Annotated in this window: 19 protein-coding genes and 1 pseudogene; 10 read left to right on the top strand and 10 right to left on the bottom strand. The window is 66.7% G+C overall.

What is annotated here, in order from left to right:
- Window positions 1-64: 64 nt before the first annotated feature.
- Window positions 65-889 carry an alpha/beta fold hydrolase gene (locus HWX58_RS10945; RefSeq protein ID WP_250646196.1) on the bottom strand — a complete coding sequence of 275 codons (825 nt, stop codon included), beginning with the start codon at window positions 887-889 and terminating at the stop codon, window positions 65-67.
- Between the two features lie 309 nt (window positions 890-1198).
- Entirely contained in the window at window positions 1199-1378 is a 180-nt protein-coding gene (locus HWX58_RS14865) for a LysE family transporter (RefSeq protein WP_005050722.1), read from the bottom strand.
- A 522-nt stretch (window positions 1379-1900) separates the two neighbouring features.
- Between HWX58_RS14865 and HWX58_RS10935 the strand changes: the two are divergent.
- The 4 genes and pseudogenes from HWX58_RS10935 to HWX58_RS10920 all read left to right on the top strand — a co-directional run.
- Window positions 1901-2467, top strand: a pseudogene (locus tag HWX58_RS10935) (helix-turn-helix domain-containing protein); the annotation flags it as partial.
- Window positions 2468-3054: 587 nt separating this feature from the next.
- The gene (locus tag HWX58_RS10930; protein WP_175987709.1) at window positions 3055-3219 is read left to right on the top strand and encodes a hypothetical protein; all 165 of its coding nucleotides are present in this window, start codon (window positions 3055-3057) and stop codon (window positions 3217-3219) included.
- Complete coding sequence (locus tag HWX58_RS10925; protein WP_175987707.1) at window positions 3219-5054, top strand: leucine-rich repeat domain-containing protein; 1836 nt, start codon at window positions 3219-3221, stop codon at window positions 5052-5054. The genes HWX58_RS10930 and HWX58_RS10925 overlap by 1 nt, the downstream gene beginning before the upstream one ends.
- 74 nt (window positions 5055-5128) lie before the next feature.
- On the top strand, window positions 5129-5596 hold the full coding sequence (locus HWX58_RS10920; RefSeq protein ID WP_175987705.1) for a hypothetical protein: 468 nt from the start codon (window positions 5129-5131) through the stop codon (window positions 5594-5596).
- Between the two features lie 211 nt (window positions 5597-5807).
- Here the strand turns inward: HWX58_RS10920 and HWX58_RS10915 are convergent, their stop codons facing one another.
- On the bottom strand, window positions 5808-6086 hold the full coding sequence (locus HWX58_RS10915; RefSeq protein ID WP_175987703.1) for a hypothetical protein: 279 nt from the start codon (window positions 6084-6086) through the stop codon (window positions 5808-5810).
- A gap of 114 nt (window positions 6087-6200) precedes the next feature.
- On the opposite strand from HWX58_RS10915, the gene HWX58_RS10910 reads away from it, so the two are divergent.
- From HWX58_RS10910 to HWX58_RS10895, 4 genes are all read left to right on the top strand, one after another.
- Window positions 6201-6617 carry an NADPH-dependent F420 reductase gene (locus tag HWX58_RS10910; protein ID WP_175987701.1) on the top strand — a complete coding sequence of 139 codons (417 nt, stop codon included), beginning with the start codon at window positions 6201-6203 and terminating at the stop codon, window positions 6615-6617.
- A gap of 93 nt (window positions 6618-6710) precedes the next feature.
- Window positions 6711-7184 (top strand): carboxymuconolactone decarboxylase family protein, encoded by a 474-nt coding sequence (locus tag HWX58_RS10905; protein WP_175987700.1) that lies wholly within the window; start codon window positions 6711-6713, stop codon window positions 7182-7184.
- Entirely contained in the window at window positions 7181-8176 is a 996-nt protein-coding gene (locus HWX58_RS10900) for a pirin family protein (RefSeq protein WP_175987698.1), read from the top strand. Before HWX58_RS10905 ends, HWX58_RS10900 begins: the two co-directional genes overlap by 4 nt.
- 40 nt (window positions 8177-8216) lie before the next feature.
- Window positions 8217-8612, top strand: coding sequence for a hypothetical protein (locus HWX58_RS10895; protein ID WP_175987696.1), 396 nt, complete (start codon window positions 8217-8219; stop codon window positions 8610-8612).
- Between the two features lie 8 nt (window positions 8613-8620).
- On the opposite strand, the gene HWX58_RS10890 is transcribed toward HWX58_RS10895, so the two are convergent.
- The 3 genes from HWX58_RS10890 to HWX58_RS10880 form a co-directional block, all read right to left on the bottom strand.
- Window positions 8621-9406 carry a DNA/RNA non-specific endonuclease gene (locus HWX58_RS10890; protein WP_175987694.1) on the bottom strand — a complete coding sequence of 262 codons (786 nt, stop codon included), beginning with the start codon at window positions 9404-9406 and terminating at the stop codon, window positions 8621-8623.
- Between the two features lie 70 nt (window positions 9407-9476).
- Window positions 9477-10238, bottom strand: a complete 762-nt coding sequence (locus HWX58_RS10885; protein ID WP_175987692.1) for a histidine phosphatase family protein — start codon at window positions 10236-10238, stop codon at window positions 9477-9479.
- A 42-nt stretch (window positions 10239-10280) separates the two neighbouring features.
- Complete coding sequence (locus tag HWX58_RS10880; RefSeq protein ID WP_175987690.1) at window positions 10281-10505, bottom strand: RNA-binding S4 domain-containing protein; 225 nt, start codon at window positions 10503-10505, stop codon at window positions 10281-10283.
- Window positions 10506-10544: 39 nt separating this feature from the next.
- Between HWX58_RS10880 and HWX58_RS10875 the strand changes: the two genes are divergently transcribed.
- Window positions 10545-10724 carry a hypothetical protein gene (locus HWX58_RS10875; protein WP_175987688.1) on the top strand — a complete coding sequence of 60 codons (180 nt, stop codon included), beginning with the start codon at window positions 10545-10547 and terminating at the stop codon, window positions 10722-10724.
- A gap of 16 nt (window positions 10725-10740) precedes the next feature.
- Here HWX58_RS10875 and HWX58_RS10870 read toward each other — a convergent pair whose 3' ends face one another.
- Genes HWX58_RS10870 through HWX58_RS10855 form a run of 4 tightly spaced genes read right to left on the bottom strand, consistent with a single transcriptional unit; the run spans window position 10741 to window position 14211 of the window.
- Entirely contained in the window at window positions 10741-11676 is a 936-nt protein-coding gene (locus tag HWX58_RS10870; RefSeq protein ID WP_175987686.1) for a J domain-containing protein, read from the bottom strand.
- Window positions 11676-12392 (bottom strand): nicotinamide riboside transporter PnuC, encoded by a 717-nt coding sequence (gene pnuC, locus HWX58_RS10865; protein ID WP_175987684.1) that lies wholly within the window; start codon window positions 12390-12392, stop codon window positions 11676-11678. The genes HWX58_RS10870 and pnuC overlap by 1 nt, the downstream gene beginning before the upstream one ends.
- Window positions 12393-12400: 8 nt before the next feature.
- Window positions 12401-13321, bottom strand: a complete 921-nt coding sequence (locus tag HWX58_RS10860; protein WP_175987681.1) for a DUF808 family protein — start codon at window positions 13319-13321, stop codon at window positions 12401-12403.
- A gap of 59 nt (window positions 13322-13380) precedes the next feature.
- Entirely contained in the window at window positions 13381-14211 is an 831-nt protein-coding gene (locus HWX58_RS10855; protein WP_175987679.1) for an SDR family NAD(P)-dependent oxidoreductase, read from the bottom strand.
- A 193-nt stretch (window positions 14212-14404) separates the two neighbouring features.
- Here HWX58_RS10855 and msrA point away from each other — a divergent pair, with 193 nt between their 5' ends.
- On the top strand, window positions 14405-14938 hold the full coding sequence (gene msrA, locus HWX58_RS10850) for a peptide-methionine (S)-S-oxide reductase MsrA (protein WP_175987677.1): 534 nt from the start codon (window positions 14405-14407) through the stop codon (window positions 14936-14938).
- Window positions 14939-14940: the final 2 nt, after the last annotated feature.

The raw sequence follows: 14940 nt of genomic DNA, 5'->3' as shown, positions 1-14940 counted from the left end.
CCGCCGGGCAGCCATTCGGCGTAAGCGACGGTCCCAGCGGAAGTCGCGAAAGAGCGAAACGTCGTCACGACATGACGGAGACGATGGCTGCTGCCAGTTCCACAGGGCGCGTCAACATTGCCTGGTGGCTCCCCGGCGAGCTCGCGGTCGTGGGGTTCGTGAGCCGGTCTGCTGATGCGCGGTACAACTCCTGCGGCACAGCCCGATCCTCTTGCAGGAAGATGTAGCCGCTCGGCACGTCACCGGTGCCGGCCGTCCGAAGACGGATCGGCTCGTCGAGCCAACCGCCAGGCGACGGCACCAGACGAGGCTCGACCTGCGCGTGAAGCTCCTCCGATCCGTCCTGCAAGAAAGCCGTCATGAATAGCTGCGGCGGGATCGGCACGCTCTGGTCGGGCGAGGACGCGGCTGTGCCACGGGCGAAATTCGCCAACTCGGCGGGGAGGATCGCATTGATCGACTCGCCGTCGGCGAGTACCCACGCGTCGATGAAGATCGCCTGCTCCACCTGCTCCGGCATCGCCTCAGCTACGAGTTGGATGAGCGGGCCGCCGCCACTGTGGCCGACTACGACGAACCGGTCCCACCCCTTGTCGGCGATCCGGCCGATGAGATTGTCCGCCATGGTCGAGAGCGTGACACCTGCACGGTCGTCGTTGTCACCGTGACCCTGCAAGGTTGGGGCCCATACCTCGTGGCCTGCCTTCGTGAGCTCAGCGACAACGCCGTCCCACGCCCAACCACCCTGCCAACCTCCATGAACCAAGACGATGCGCATTCTGGAACTCCTTTGTTCACCGACGGCGGGTTCCGTCGGATGGAATCCCACTCTACCTAGCAGAATCTGTGCAGAACAACAGTCCTGTTCAATCCCTTCAGAAAGGGTCATTCGTACTCGTCGAGCTTCCGGAGGACGGTCTATCTGAGCGGCGTCTCACGGAGGTCCTGCAGCATGATCGCCCGGTTCAGGGGCGAGATGCATTGCGGGACCTCTCTGGCCAGCGTGACCGCCACTGCGCCGAGCGGGGTGCCGGATCCATGTGAGTCGCGTCGACACGAATCCGGAGATTGTGCCGGCGCCCAGCACGATGAGGGAGTTGACGATCATCCTGACGATGATCTGAACTCCGCCGAGAACGAATCCCTGAGCGGTCGTGTTTCCCTGCCCGTGATCTATGAACTGCGGGATGATCGCGAGTTACATGACAGCGGCCTTGGGGTTGAGCAGGTTGGTGACGAGCCCCATCCGGAACAGCTTCGACCGGGAGTCGCGCGCGTGGGATTGTGTCTCGAATAGCCCGTTGCCGCCGGGGCGCAGGGTTGCGGACGCCAGCCACGCGAGATAGAGCACTCCAGCGGCTGTCCCGGTCCAGCTCACCTTGACAGGGCTCTCAGGGGTGAGTGCTCGACCGGACGATCCCCCGCGGACTCGCCATGGAGCCACGGCCAAGGAATGCGGAGATCGAGGACGCCGGTCGCGCTGAGCAACACCGGGATGAGGAGAAGAGTGAGCCGCCCCGTCGGCGATCGCCCTCGCCTCTGAACGGCGCGGCTGCTCACTCGTTAACACACTCTAGGTCGATCTGCCTGCCGCAAGCGGGCATCTGAGTTGAGTCGGACCAACTGTAGGAAAATGCCATTTCGCGTGGAATCCTGGCCCTGAAACCGTTGCCAACTACCGTGGAATCGCGAGGGGTTCATGCCATCTCGAGCGGGAACCCACACGGCTGACGGGTGACTGACTAGATTGTCTTAGCCTCACGTAGATTGTCCCGACTGGTGGTTTGGACAATCTAGGTGTACCCGGCCATGAGGTTGGTGGCGGTGGTGGGGTTGCGGGAGGGGAGAACCTCCGGGCTTAGTGGAGATATCTGACGTCTTGACGACCACGGAGGTTCTCGTGTCCCACCGTAATGCCCGTCTGACTGTTCACGGTCGGCGGTTGATCATTGAGCGGTCTCGGCAGGGGTGGCCCCAGGCGCATATCGCGGCGTCGATGGGCGTGTCCCGCAGGTGTGTTCAACGATGGATCGACCGGTATCGGACCGAGGGAGACGCGGGCTTGGAGGACCGCTCGTCACGGCCTGTGACGATGCCCACGAAGACGTCCGCGACCGTGGAGAACGCGGTTGTGGCGCTGCGGCGTGCGGAACGCCTCAGCAGGGACGAGATCGCCCATCGGTTGGATGTGGCGCCTCGGACGGTGTCACGGATCCTCGCCCGCCACGGGATGCCACCACTGTGGGATCTCGATCCGATGACGGGGGAACAGGTGCGTGCGTCGAAGAAGACCACCACGAGGTATGAGCGAGATCATCCGGGCGAGCTGGTCCATATGGATGTGAAGAAACTCGGCCGCATCCCCGCCGGCGGCGGGTGGCGGGCCCACGGGCGTGCGGCGACGAACCCCGGCAAGAACAAGCGCCCCAAGCTCGGATACGATTTCGTTCACTCGCTCGTGGACGACGACGAACAAGTCGAAGTCGAAGTAGCCGGATGATTGGAGCATCGTGAGCAACGAGCCTGACAGGTCGACTCTCAAGGAGAGTGCATCGCCAATCGCGAGGACGCGCCCCGCCGCGGCGAGCGTGCCCGCAGGCATGCCCGCGACCGGGCCGGCTGCCTCCGCGCCCGCACCGTTGAATGAACGGAGTGATGATGGCGGATCGGAACACTCAAATCGTGGAGCGGAGTGCGGCTCCGCTCCGAGGGAGCGTACCAGCGCCAGCCGTCACGCCATCCGGCATGCCGAACGCCGGACCACAAGCAACCACGCAAGGTCCCTCGGCGCCCTCCGCCGCGCCCGCAGCGGGAAGCCAGTCGGGAGATGCCCGTGAGTGATTCGAGCAACTGGTGCGATGCGCTGTACTTCCCGCACGGTCGGCACAAGTACGGAGGAGTGCACTGCCGTCTGGAGGTCGGGCACGATGGCGATCACTGGTGCGAGGCTGAAGACGAGATGGACTCGTAGTTCGAGAGCCACACACGGATTCACTCCGGCCGCCAGTTAGGTGGGTGGTCGAAACGTCGCTGAGTAGCAACTGGGAGGTACGGATGGACTGGGCAGTACTGCAGGCGCAGGTCGATGAGCTGATGCGCCGGTACGACGTCGGTGAGATCGATGGCGGGACATACGCGCAGAAGATGATGGAGCTGACCACCTCCGCGCAGGACTGCCCCACTCCTCTCAAGACACTTGAGCAGTCGGAGTCCCACTAATGGCTGCACTCGCTGGCATCGCCGCATTCTTCGTTGCCCTCTTTCTCAGCTACCAGATCTTCCCCAATCCGGGCACTGGGGATATGGAGTATGCAGGGGGGCGGTTCATCTTCACCATCGCGGTGACCGTCGTCGTGTCGGTAGTTGCAAGCAAGGCCAGTAAGAACCGACGTGAAGAGCAGGAGCGCCGCGAAGCTGAGCTGGAGCGGGAGCAAGAACTCGCGAAACGTGAAGCGAAGCGAAGGCGTATCCAGGACGCGCTCGATCGCGAAGAGGCCCGCAGGTCGGCCGCCCTAGCGGACGCGAAATCGCGCGTTGACCACCTGCGCGCGCTCCTGCAGCGTCGTGAGCAACAACGACGCGACTCGGGGTACCGACACGGGCGGCACGCCTTCGGCGTGGTATCCGATGAGTTCCTGGCAAACATCGTCTGGGAAAGGCTCCACACGCCTTGGGATGAGCGGAGCACCATCACAGCCGAACAGATGGAGTCGCTGACCGGGGATCTCTACATCAGCACGTACCGAAATCAGCGACGTGAGCTCAACCTGGAGGGAATGCAGTACGCGACGAACATCGATGCGCTGAGTCTGAACCCGATTGACGATGAAGTCGACCTGAGCCCCATTGCGGGGCTTGCCAACCTCCGCCGCCTAGAGATTCGCGGGGGCAAGGGCATCTCAAGCATCGATGCCATCGCCACGCTCGATGGGCTACAGCACCTCGCGCTCGCCCATCTCGCGAACGTCAAGGACTTTCGTCCATTGGCAGGCCTCGAACGCCTCGCTCGACTCGAACTCACCTCAATGTCGGACGCGCTGGAGTTCGACTCCATATCCGGATTGACCGGACTTGCGAAGCTTGAAGTCGGTCACATGGGTTGGTTTACCGACCTCAGCGGCATATCGAATGTCCGACAGCTACGGGAATTAGTGCTCTACTCCACCGGGGACCTCGAAGATCTTTCGGCGCTCGCCAAGCTCAGTAGGCTCGAGGGTCTCTGGTTTGACCGAATGCACATCCGCGGCCTTCGCAAGATCGGGAACCTGTCGACGCTAAAATCACTTACCCTTCGCGACGTGTCGGGTGTCGCCGACCTCGAAGCCCTTTCAAACCTCGGTCAGCTTGCGCAACTTGAACTCACCGGTGTTCGCCTGGACCCCTACAAGTACGAGGGAGGAGCCCTGGACCTCGGCCCCTTGAGCAGCCTCTCCACCCTGAGAAAGGTGAAGCTGATACAGGGAGACGGGTACACCAGCTTTGCCAACTGGGATGCCATCTCGCTGACCAGAGGACTGGTCGAACTCGAGGTGGCCGGGGATCTATACGGAACGAACGCGCTTGATGCCATCTCACACCTCGATCATCTCGAGACACTCCGCATTTCCTCCGCCACCATGCCGGACCTGAAACCTCTCTCCACGCTCGCCCGGTTGGAGCGTCTCGAGATCGAGGGAGAGTGGATTGGGGACGGACCGACGCACCTGCACGACCTCGAGACGCTGGCCGGCCTGCCTCGACTTCACACGCTGGTCATCGACACATGCGAAGGCTGGCGCCTACTCCGCGACGTTGGCCAGTTCCACGGGCTGACGCACCTTGAGCTTAAGAACTGCAAGCTTGCGCATGAGTACGAAGATCTAGATTCCTTGGCGAATCTCACGCGGCTCGAATCGCTCGTCCTGCGGGAGAACTCGAATCTCGTGCGCGACGTCAGCCCACTCGAACACCTCTCACGACTGACAAGCCTCACTCTTGTATCGAAGAGCTACGAGAGCCCGTGGGATACCTCCCGGTTGGAACAGACGGAGGGGCTGACTATCAGCACGAGGTAACCGAGCTTGAGGCGCGAGCGATTCGATAGCCTCAACCCGCGCAGATTCATCCGCTTGAACATGTAGGCGGCCGCTTGAGTGACTACTGGCTGACCGTTGGAATCGTCGCGTTGATCGCAGCCCTCACGAGTGCAATCGTCAGCATTTGGGGTGTCGCACGGAACATCAAGCACAAGGCGGTGATCGAGGAGAGGCAGAACTGGCGACTGGCATTGCGCGAACTGGTCCCAGCATTCGTCGGCGAAGAAGACGTGCGCGAACGCGAACGAATGCGAAACGCGATCGTACTCCGCCTGAATCCCTATAAGGACCAAGAAGCCGTCGACCTACTCAACCAGTACGTCTCGGCGCCTTCGCCTGATGCAGGACGGGAGTTGGTCGCGCACTTTCAGGCCATGCTCAAGCTTGAGTGGCAACGGGCGAAGAGGGAGGCCGGCCTCCTCCCATGGGGCGCGGGTTGGAGGGCGGGCCTCAGCGTGAAATGGCAGGGATGGCGAGCCGTGAGCTCAGGTCGCGCTGACGCAGACCAGGCAGCGCTGTAACGCATGCCGTGCAGAGGGGACGGGTCCAGAGGATGGGGCCGCGGCCTTGTTTCGAGGGTTGCTCCGTGGGACCGGTCGAACGACTTATGCAGGTCGGACAATCTAGTTGGCGGAGAAAGCCGACAAACTGTTGGCGGAATCGCTCGAATCGCCATATCTACGGACAAACTAGTGGTGTCTCCGACAGCGGCGGCGGGGGCGGCGACTTCAACTAGTCGACCGCGATGCCTGGATCGGGCGTGATGTCGCGGTAGGCGACGGCGTCGATCTCCATGTCGAACGGACCTGACAATCCAGTGACGGGAACGAACACGCGCGTGGGTGCGCTGCTGGCGAAGAACGGAGGCGTCCATGACCGACCTCGCCACCATGCTCGCCAAGACGCGGCTGTGATCGCCTCGGTGGGTACGCACACGTGTCGCATCGAGTTCGTCGGCGCGGGGGCGTGACCGTCAGGTAGCGGCCGCCGCAGCGGGGTGGGCAAGACCATCGAGGTGCGCCTCGATCAGTGTGACGGCGTCCTCCGGGTGATCCGGCTCGACCGTCAGATGCAGCCCGACGCCATCGATCAGCCCTCCCGCTCGGCAAGCACCGCACGCACCCCGTGGAGCACCTCCTAGGCAAGCTCGTGATCGACACGATGAACCACTGGTGGGAGGTCGACGGTCCCCGCGAACAGATCCTGCCCGGCGCCCTGTCGTCGAGCGTCTTCGTCCAGCAGCTCGTGCCCGAGTCGCGGATCGTCAAGGCGCTGAACGACATGGGCTACCACGACCTCGAGGACGAGGCGAGACCCGTCGGTCAGCCCGGCCGCAAGGCGATCGCGATCGCGGGTGACCTACCCGACGACCTCGAGACGGCGGCGGAGATCGTCGACGCCCTCGGGTTCGACCCCGTGGTCGTCGGCGACCTCGCCGAGGGCACCCGGCTCGAGCCCGGAAACCCGGCGTTCGGAGCGAACGTCGACGCCGACCGTCTCCGCGAGCTCGTCGGCATCCCGTCGCTGACACCGGGCGGCTGACCGGGCGAACGACCCGGCGCACGACCGCGACCGGCTCGATACGATCGAGCCAGAGCATCCCTCCTGACGACCCTTCCGATGATCGGAGAATCCATGCGACCGTTCCTCGACAAGACCATGCCCGACGCCTGGAAGGCTGCGTCGACCTTCTCGACGGCGGTCCGCGAGGCGGCGGAGAAGGGCGGATTGAGCATTCAGGAGTCCGAGCTCATCAAGGTGCGCGCCTCCCAGATCAACCAGTGCGCCTTCTGCATGGACCTGCACGCGCGCGAGGCCCGCCATGCCGGCATCCCGCAGCAGAAGCTCGATCTGCTGCCCGGCTGGCGCGAGACCGACCTGTTCGATGAGCGCGAGAAGGCTGTGCTCGCGATCGCGGAGGCGGCTACGGTGCTGCCACTGAGCGAAGAGTCCGAGGCCGATCTGTTCGGCGCCCGCTCCGTACTCGGCGATGAGACCTTCGTCGCCGCCGAGTGGGTGGCCGTGACGATCAACGCCTTCAACCGGATCTCCATCCTCAGCGAGCATCCGGTGCGTCCGCGTGATGCCGACGGGAAACTCGTGCGATGACGAACCTCGAGCGGTCGCCCGACGTCGAGGTCCTGGACGCCGGCGAGCTGTGCACGGACACCGAGGTGCTCGAGCCGCGCCTGGTGCCGCTCGGCGGGCCGCGCGCCATGACCGTCTACCGCACCCTGCCGCAGAAGCAGCGCTCACTCGTCGGCGCCTGGTGCTTCCTCGATCACTACGGGCCCGACGACGTGTCGGAGACGGGCGGGATGCAGGTACCGCGGCATCCGCACACCGGTCTCGCCACGGTCTCGTGGCTGTTCAGCGGACGGATCGACCACCTCGACTCCGGGGGTAACGCGGCCGCAGTCGTCCCCGGGGAGCTCAACCTCATGATCGCCGGCCGCGGCATCACGCACCAGGAGCTCAGCGACCCCGCGACCACCACCCTGCACGGCGTGCAGCTCTGGTACGCGATGCCGGACGCGACCCGGTTCGGCGAGAACGCGTTCGCCCACTACGAGCCGGAGCCGGTGCAGATTCCCGGTGCGACCGTGCGGGTCTTCATCGGCTCGCTCCTGGATTCTGTCTCTCCCGTCGACACCCGGACACCCGATCTGCTGGGCGCCGAGCTGATCCTCGACCCCGGCGCCGTCGTGCGGCTGCCGGTGCGCGCCGACTTCGAGCTCGCCGTGCTCGCCGAGAGCGACGACGTCACGGTGAACGGCGCGGCCGTCGCCCACCGCTCACTCGCCTACGTGCCGCCCGGGTCCGACACGATCGAGATCACAGCATCGGATGCCGGTGCCCGCATCATCCTGCTCGGCGGCGTCCCGCTCGGCGAGCAGATCGTCATGTGGTGGAACTTCGTCGGGCGCGATCACGACGAGATCGTTGAGTTCCGCCGCCGGTACCAGGCCGAGCTCGGCTTCGAGCCCACCGACCCGCAGGATGTCGGCAAGCGAGCCCTCTTCGGAGAGTTCCCGCCCGACCAGCCGAAGCCGCTGCCGGCGCCCGCGCTGCCGGGGGTCCGGCTGCGGCCGCGCGAGTAGCGGCTTCCTCCCGCCTACCCAGGACCGCTACCGTGTAGCCGTGCCCTTCGCGCTCGCCCTGACAGTGATCCTCGCCCTGCTCGCGGTGTTCCAGACCGCGCTCGCCGCCGGTGCGCCCTGGGGGCGCTTCGCCTGGGGAGGTCAGCATCGGGTGCTGCCGCGCAACCTGCGCATCGGCAGCGCCGTCTCGATCGTCATCTACGCCCTGATCGCGTTCATCGCGTGGGAGCGGGCCGGCATCACGTCGCTGCTGCCGGATGCCGTCGCGCAGGTCGCCATGTGGATCGTCTTCGCGTACTTCGCGATCGGCATCGTCATGAACGCGATCTCGCGCAGCAAGCCGGAGCGGTACACGATGACCCCGGTCGTCCTCGTCCTCGCCGTGCTGTCGCTGCTGATCGCGATGGGGTTCGGCGAGTACGCGATGGCGATCTGACTGCGGGCTCAGAGCACGATGTCGGCGGTGCCGTCGAGCACCCGCCAGTCACCCGGACGCACGCCGCGCACGCGCAGCGAATCCGCCTCGGCGAGGGCGCCGAAGTCGACCCCGGTGATCTCGGCGATGTCGCCGATCGGAACCTGGAACGTCCGGAAGGCTCCCAGCGGCGGCACGGCGAGAACACCCTGAGAGGTGTCGACGAGCTCGGTCTGATCCAGCACGAATCCGGCCGCTGCCAACCCGGCAGACCCTTCCCAGGCCGCCACCTTCCAGAAACGCAGCGGCACCCGGACGCCGCGATACGGCGGATCGTCGTCCGCGAGCACCGGAGCCGTGAACACCGAGACGCGCTGATCGGTCGCCTCGGCATAGGCGAGGACATGGTCCTCGAGTCCGAGCCACAGCTCCTTCGACTGGTTGAACCCGGCGGCCTGCGGTGCGGCGTTCGGGTAGAAGAACGTCGCCTCGGTGGCATCCCGCGCCTCGTCGGCCGTGCCCCACCCGGGGTCGCGGCGGCGCACGAGGTGGCCGCGGTCGAGATCGTTGCGGGAGTACACGTCGGGGCCGGCCTGCTCATCGGCATCCACCCGTGAATCCAGACGCCAGTCGCCCGAGCGCGGCACCTCGCGCAACTGCGCTCCGTCGATGTTCACCGCGGTGACGGCGGCGAACCGGCGCGCGGGGTCGAGCAGCACCGAGAACCGCGGGTAGGCGAGGTCGCGCAAAACGCCGCGCGGTCGGGGGAGCGGGACGGAGGTGGCCAGGAACTCGGAGTCGTACCCGTCGGTCATGCCTCCATCGTGCCCGAGACCACCGACGCCGTCAGCCCCAGAACTCTGCGAGTGCGGGCGCCGCGCCGCGTCATGACCGCGGCGGCTCGAGCGGCAGCTGCGGACCGTGGTTCCACGCCAGGATCGCCGGCTGCTCGCGGTCGTATCCGAGCACTGAGACGGAACCGGCGCCGAAGGTGATGGATGCGCCGAACCGCGGCGCCTGCCGCAGGAACACCGCGGCGAGGATGCGCAGATAGTGTCCGTGCGCGACGAGGGCGACGTCTCCGTCGACCATCGCCGGGAGAACGCGGGTCAGCACGCGTGATGCCCGGGCGGCGACCTCTTCCACGGTCTCGCCGGGGGTCTCGCCGCGGATCACGCCGTGCGTGAACGCCGACCAGTTGTAGCCGAGCTCGGCGCGGATGTCCTGGGTCGTGCGGCCCTCGTACCCGCCGTAGTCCCATTCGATCAGCTGCGGATCGATCTCGGCGTCGAGGCCCGCGAGTTCCGCTGTGCGGCGCGCGCGCTGCAGGGGAGAGGTGAGCACGAGCCGGAAATCGTATCCGCGCACGAGCTCGCCGGCCGCCCGCGCCAGCTCCTCGCCGTGCTCGGTCAGCGGAACATCGGTGCGGCCGGTGTGCCGCCCGGTTCGTGACCACTCGGTCTCGCCGTGGCGCAGCAGCACGAGCTTGCCTTGCGGGTTGTCGGGGGCAGGGCGATCGGGCAGCGGGTCGGCGGCATCCACACGGCGAGCGTACTCGGCGCCGGGCACGACGGGGTACCGCGCCGAGCCGGTGCGGCGCAGGCTCGCCTGCGAACGTCGGCCCGGCCGCCTGCGCCGTGCCAGCATCCGTCTCGCCGCAGAGAGCAATTCTCGCGGCTCGGGCGGGAGTCACGGCCGGACGCGGACCGTCCGGCCCTCGAATGAGACGAGGTCGCCGTCGCGGAGCTGGCGCCCGCGGCGGCGCTCCTCGTCACCGTTCACGGTGACGTATCCGTCGATGATGACCTCCTTGGCGTCGCCGCCGGAGTCGAGCAGTCCCGAGAACTTCAGGAACTGGCCGAGGCGGATCATCTCGCCGCCGATGGATACGTCGGAGGTCGCTTCGTCAGTCATTCCTGAATGCTAACCGGCGCCGGTGCGTAGGCTTGAGCCGTGAACAAGAATTCCCTGTGGACCATCGTCGGCGTGATCGTCGCTGTCATCGTCGCCTGGTGGCTGGTCGGGGTGCTGTTCTCCGTGCTGTGGTTCATCGCGAAGCTCGCGATCGTCGCCGTCGTCGCGGTGATCGTCTACCTCGTGCTGCGAGGGCTGTTCCGCTCCGACGCGGAGTGAGCCCGGGCCTGGGACCTCAGACGAAGCGCACCGTCTGCTGCAGGCGAGTGCGCACGTCGAACAGCTCGTTGCCGCCGATGTCGCGCGCACCGGGAACGCCCTGCCGCAGGACCATGCCGAGCGTGCTGCGACGCACGACGACGACGGGGATGCCGCGCACCTTGCCGAGCGCGGTGACGGCCTGCTCGAGGTCGTCGTCGGGCAGCACGATGATCGCCCCGCCGAAGCGCACCTTCGCCGCCCGGGCGATCACGCGCACGCGGGCGAGGAGGCTGGCCACCGGAGCGCGGCCGTCGACGTTCTGGCCGATGATCTCGCCGCGTCGGAACCGGGCGGTCTCGGCGAAGTCCTCCGACATCACCCCGTACAGCCCCGACGGGCTGAGCACGACGTGGTCGAGCTTCTCGCGCGGGTCGGTGCCCGTGGCGACGTCGTGCCAGACCGTGAACCCCATGCCGAGGTCGGACACCGTGCCTGCCGTGGCCTCCTCGGCGAGGGCGTCCGCCAGCAGACGCCGGATCTCGAGCGGCGCCGAGCGCACCAGCGCCGGGTCGTAGGGGTCGTCGAGGTCGACGCCGCGGCCGGCCCATTCGCGCATCAGGGAGAGATAGCGCTCGCGGCGCCAGCCACCGGGATGCCCGTAAGCGCGGGCCTTGGGGCGCGTGTCCGTGCGAGGGGCCGGTGCTCGCCAGCCGCTCCAGTCGTGCTCGGGCGTTGACGCGCCGGATGCCGTGCCGAATCCGTGCCCGCGGTCGTAGAGGGACCGGGCCTCGGGAGTGCCGACGAGCTCCCACGCCCGCTGCACCTGGATGAACGCCGCGGCGTCGCCGCCGGCATCCGGGTGGGTCTGGCGCAGGCGGAGCCGGAACGCCTTCCTGATCTCGTCAGCCGTCGCGGTGGGGTCGACACCGAGCACCTCATACGCGGAGGCGGAGAGCGGGCTGTCGAACATCAGTCCTCATTCTCGTCTGCGCCGCCTATGCGCGGGTCGGGCATGATCGTCTCGATGTGCGGCTTGGCGTTCGCCTGCGCCCGCCACCACACGACGAAGCCGACGGCGGTGAACGCGCCGTAGAAGACGTACATGAGGCCGGTCGCGTAGTAGCCGGCGCTGAACAGGAGCGGCACGCCGACGACGTCGACGGCGATCCAGATGAGCCAGAACTCCGTCCAGCCCTTCGCCATGCCGTAGGTCGCCAGGAGCGACCCGACGAAGGTCCAGGCATCCGCCCACACCGGCTCGTACGAGCCGAGAAGCCGGAACAGGGGAGTGAGGGCGATCGTGCCGATGACGAGCACGAGCACGAGTCCTATGCGCGCACTGTTCGGCGCCCAGCGCGGTGTCACCTGCCCGGTGCCGGATGCCGCCTGCCGCCAGCGGATCCAGCCGTACACGGCGACCGCGATGAACATGACCTGCCGTCCGGCCTGCCCGAGCAGGTGCGGCAGGTCGTGCTCAGGGCTGAGGATGCTGCCGAGGAACACCGTCAGCAGCAGCAGATTGCCGACGATGCCGACCGGCCACGCCCACACCTTGCGGCGCATGCCGCCGAGTGCACTGGCGAGCCCGAACAGGTTGCCGACGACCTCGCGGATGAGGAGTTTCTGCCCGCCGGGGAGCACCCACTGCGAATTGAAGGCGTCGACCAGCCAGTGCAGCACGTCCATCGCGGAGCTCAGTGCGCGACGACGTTGGCCGGCGACTCGCCGCCCTCGGTGAACGAGGGCTTCTTGCCCAGCATCCGCCCGATCAGCATGACGACGCCGACGACGATGAGACCGACGACGAGACCCGCCAGGGCCGAGACGAAGGTCTCGCCGATCCACGCGATCACGGCACCGGCGGGCGCGAGGAAGTCGTGGATGCCGTGCAGCAGGTCGCTGAAGAAGTGCAATCCGACCTCGCCGAGGTTCGCGAGCAGCAGGTGCCCGCCGACCCACAGCATCGCGACGGTTCCGATCACGCTGATCACGCGGAACACCGCAGGCATCGAGCGCACCAGACGCGTTCCGGTGTGACGCACGCGCTGCGAGTCGCTCTTGGCCATCTTCAGTCCGATGTCGTCGATCTTCACCAGCAGCGCCACGGCACCGTAGACGACGAGGGTCATGATCGCGGCGATCACGGCGAGGATTCCGAGCGTCATCCAGATGCTCAGCCCGCCCTCGAGGTTCGACAGCGAGATGAGCATGATCTCGGTCGACAGGATCAGGTCGGTGCGGATCGCACCCAACACGAGCTTGTTCTCGTTGCGCGCGCCCTCGTCGTCGTGTCCGTGGAGGAACCCGAACCACTCCAGCACCTTCTCGGCGCCCTCGAAGCAGAGGTATGTTCCGCCGAGGATGAGCAGGAACGGCAGCACCCACGGAGCGAACGCGGTCAGCAGCAGGGCGATCGGGATGATGATGATGAACTTGTTCGCCAGCGACCCGAGCGTGATCTTCGCGACGACGGGCAGTTCGCGCGCCGGAGTGATGCCCTGCACGTACTGCGGGGTGACGGCGGCGTCGTCGATCACGACGCCGGCCGCCTTGGCCGACGCCTTCATCGCCGCGCTCAGGATGTCGTCGACGACGGCGAGCAGACCAACCGACATGTGTCCCCCTCGTGGGTCTCAGGGAAGCAACTCTACTGCCGGGACACGCGGCGGCGATGTCACCCGCGTCCGGTGAAGTGGTCCATCGACGAGTACACCTTGAACACGTGCCGGGCCAGGAAGTCCCACGCCCCGGTCGGCAGGATGCCGCGGAGCGCCATCGACAGCTTCACGGTCCACGGCCGCAGCACGAGCGGCGTCCCGTGCAGCATCCCGTTCCAGGCCGCGGCCGTCGCGGTCTGAGGGGTGAGGATCGGCGTCAGCAGCGGCCCTCGCGCTCCTTCGAACATGCCGGTCGAGACGTAGCTCGGGCAGAATGTCGTGACCGCGATGTGCCGATGCCGGTGAGACTCCAGTTCCAGCCGGAGCGACTCGCTCCAGCCGATCATCGCCCACTTGGATGCCGCGTACACGCTCATGTTCGGGTTCGCCAGAGTTCCGGCGGCGGACGCGATGTTCAGGATGCGCTTGGGGCGCGAAGCATCCGCGATCATCTCGGGCAGAACCTCACGGGTCAGCCACATCGCCGCCAGGGTGTTGATGCGCATGGTCGCCTCGATGTGCGCGACCGGGTCGTGCTCCCAGAACGGCGCGCCGCGCACGATGCCGGCGTTGTTGATGACGACGTCGGGGGAGCCGAGATCCGCCCGAAGCTTCTCGATGCCGGCGGCGATCTCCTCGCGCTGCGACACGTCGACGCGGTAGCCGCGCACCTCCACTCCGGATCGGGAGAGGTCGGCGGCCAGAGCGGTGACGGCATCCTCATCGATGTCCCACAGCGCGACGGCGCGCGCGTGCGCGGCGACCGCGCGGCGTGCGTAGAGTTCGCCCATGCCGCGGGCGCCGCCGGTGATGAGGACGAGAGCGTCGGTGATCGGGTTCTCAGTCATGGTGACGAAGCTATGCGCCCCGGCATCCGCCCTCGTGTTTCTTGTGCCTCCCGCACAGGCCGGATGCTTTCGGTCGGTTCTGAGCGCCTCGAAACCGACGAAACGCATACCGCACGCGGTTCCTGAGGGTTCGTCCAGAACGGCTCCCGCCCCGCGATCCTGCGTCAGACTGGAAGGGCGAAAAGGAGTCCACATGACCGACACCGGCACCATCACCCGCACACCCGGCACCGAGACCGCTGTCCTCGCGGGCGGCTGCTTCTGGGGCATGGAAGACCTCATCCGCCGCCAGCCCGGAGTCCTGGACACCCGCGTCGGCTACACCGGCGGTTCGAACGACCACCCGACCTACCGCAATCACCCCGGCCACGCCGAGGCCGTCGAGATCGTGTTCGACCCGACGAAGACGACATACCGCGACATCCTGGCGTTCTTCTTCCAGATCCACGACCCGTCGACGCTGAACCGACAGGGCAACGACATCGGCTCCAGTTACCGCTCGGCGATCTTCCCGCTGAGCCCCGAGCAGGAGCAGGTCGCCCGCGACACGATCGCCGACGTGGATGCCTCGGGCCTGTGGCCCGGCAAAGCCGTCACGACGATCGAGCCCGAGGGCCCGTTCTGGGAGGCCGAGCCCGAGCACCAGGACTACCTGCTGCGCATCCCGAACGGCTACACCTGCCACTTCCCGCGCGCCGGGTGGGTGCTGCCCAAGCGCGAGGCCTGAGC

The sequence above is a fragment of the Microbacterium tenebrionis genome (assembly GCF_903645325.1).
GTDB classification, from domain to species: Bacteria; Actinomycetota; Actinomycetes; order Actinomycetales; family Microbacteriaceae; genus Microbacterium; species Microbacterium tenebrionis.
The sequence above is the reverse complement of the archived record's forward strand: the minus strand, read 5'-3'. Positions and strand labels throughout refer to the sequence as shown.

Excerpts from the sequence above, each read along its gene's own strand:
- HWX58_RS10860 (WP_175987681.1), bottom strand. The coding sequence starts at position 13,321 with ATGTCGGTTGGTCTGCTCGCCGTCGTCGACGACATCCTGAGCGCGGCG.
- HWX58_RS10915 (WP_175987703.1), bottom strand. The coding sequence starts at position 6,086 with ATGGTCTTGCCCACCCCGCTGCGGCGGCCGCTACCTGACGGTCACGCC.
- HWX58_RS10885 (WP_175987692.1), bottom strand. The coding sequence starts at position 10,238 with ATGCTGGCACGGCGCAGGCGGCCGGGCCGACGTTCGCAGGCGAGCCTG.
- HWX58_RS10945 (WP_250646196.1), bottom strand. The coding sequence starts at position 889 with ATGACCCTTTCTGAAGGGATTGAACAGGACTGTTGTTCTGCACAGATT.
- HWX58_RS10890 (WP_175987694.1), bottom strand. The coding sequence starts at position 9,406 with ATGACCGACGGGTACGACTCCGAGTTCCTGGCCACCTCCGTCCCGCTC.
- HWX58_RS10870 (WP_175987686.1), bottom strand. The coding sequence starts at position 11,676 with ATGTTCGACAGCCCGCTCTCCGCCTCCGCGTATGAGGTGCTCGGTGTC.
- HWX58_RS10925 (WP_175987707.1), top strand. The coding sequence starts at position 3,219 with ATGGCTGCACTCGCTGGCATCGCCGCATTCTTCGTTGCCCTCTTTCTC.
- HWX58_RS10905 (WP_175987700.1), top strand. The coding sequence starts at position 6,711 with ATGCGACCGTTCCTCGACAAGACCATGCCCGACGCCTGGAAGGCTGCG.
- pnuC (WP_175987684.1), bottom strand. The coding sequence starts at position 12,392 with ATGGACGTGCTGCACTGGCTGGTCGACGCCTTCAATTCGCAGTGGGTG.
- HWX58_RS10855 (WP_175987679.1), bottom strand. The coding sequence starts at position 14,211 with ATGACTGAGAACCCGATCACCGACGCTCTCGTCCTCATCACCGGCGGC.
- HWX58_RS10880 (WP_175987690.1), bottom strand. The coding sequence starts at position 10,505 with ATGACTGACGAAGCGACCTCCGACGTATCCATCGGCGGCGAGATGATC.
- msrA (WP_175987677.1), top strand. The coding sequence starts at position 14,405 with ATGACCGACACCGGCACCATCACCCGCACACCCGGCACCGAGACCGCT.
- HWX58_RS10930 (WP_175987709.1), top strand. The coding sequence starts at position 3,055 with ATGGACTGGGCAGTACTGCAGGCGCAGGTCGATGAGCTGATGCGCCGG.
- HWX58_RS10900 (WP_175987698.1), top strand. The coding sequence starts at position 7,181 with ATGACGAACCTCGAGCGGTCGCCCGACGTCGAGGTCCTGGACGCCGGC.